This window comes from Prevotella sp. P3-122 (assembly GCF_002251365.1).
Classification (GTDB): domain Bacteria; phylum Bacteroidota; class Bacteroidia; order Bacteroidales; family Bacteroidaceae; genus Prevotella.
Map to the genome: position 1 here is coordinate 1 of NZ_NPJH01000031.1, position 694 is coordinate 694.

Genomic DNA, 694 nt, shown 5'->3' on the forward strand with positions numbered 1-694 from the left:
AGGCGCATTGCTACGCCACTGGTTTGGGCTCTTCCCCGGTCGCTCGCCACTACTGGGGGAATCACGTTTGTTTTCTTTTCCTCGAGGTACTAAGATGTTTCAGTTCCCTCGGTTGGCGCCATCGGAAATTACCGACGGCGGCTGTCCTTCAGACAGCCGGGTTGTCCCATTCGGAAATCCCGGGATCAGAGGTCATTTGCACCTACCCCAGGCTTATCGCAGCTTATCACGTCCTTCATCGCCTCCATGAGCCAAGGCATCCGCCATGCGCCCTTTACTACTTTCGATTTCCGGCCAAAAGGCCGGACGCTCATACTTTCAGCTCTTCCTCGCATCTCCATAGGACATGCAGGAAGGAGTTTCCTGTTATTACAGTCTTGCTTGTGTCAATATGTCAAAGATCTCTTTCCCAAATATAAGGGAAGCGTGGAGAATATCGGGGTCGAACCGATGACCTCTTGCATGCCATGCAAGCGCTCTAGCCAACTGAGCTAATCCCCCAAAGAGAGGTGCCAGTCTCCAGTCTCTCCTATCAAAGAGACAGCGAAGAGAAGTACAAGAAAGGATAACCAACCTTGACTTGTGTTATACAAAGGAACTCCGCTCCAGAAAGGAGGTGTTCCAGCCGCACCTTCCGGTACGGCTACCTTGTTACGACTTAGCCCCAATCACCAGTTTTGCCCTAGGCCGACCC

The 694-nt window shown here is 52.3% G+C and carries 1 tRNA gene and 2 rRNA genes; all 3 read right to left on the reverse strand.

Annotated elements, in window-relative coordinates:
• A 23S ribosomal RNA gene (locus tag CIL02_RS06340) occupies positions 1 to 287 on the reverse strand; the annotation flags it as partial.
• A gap of 140 nt (positions 288 to 427) precedes the next feature.
• Positions 428 to 501: transfer RNA gene (locus CIL02_RS06345), tRNA-Ala, on the reverse strand.
• A 108-nt stretch (positions 502 to 609) separates the two neighbouring features.
• Positions 610 to 694 (reverse strand): 16S ribosomal RNA (locus CIL02_RS06350); the annotation flags it as partial.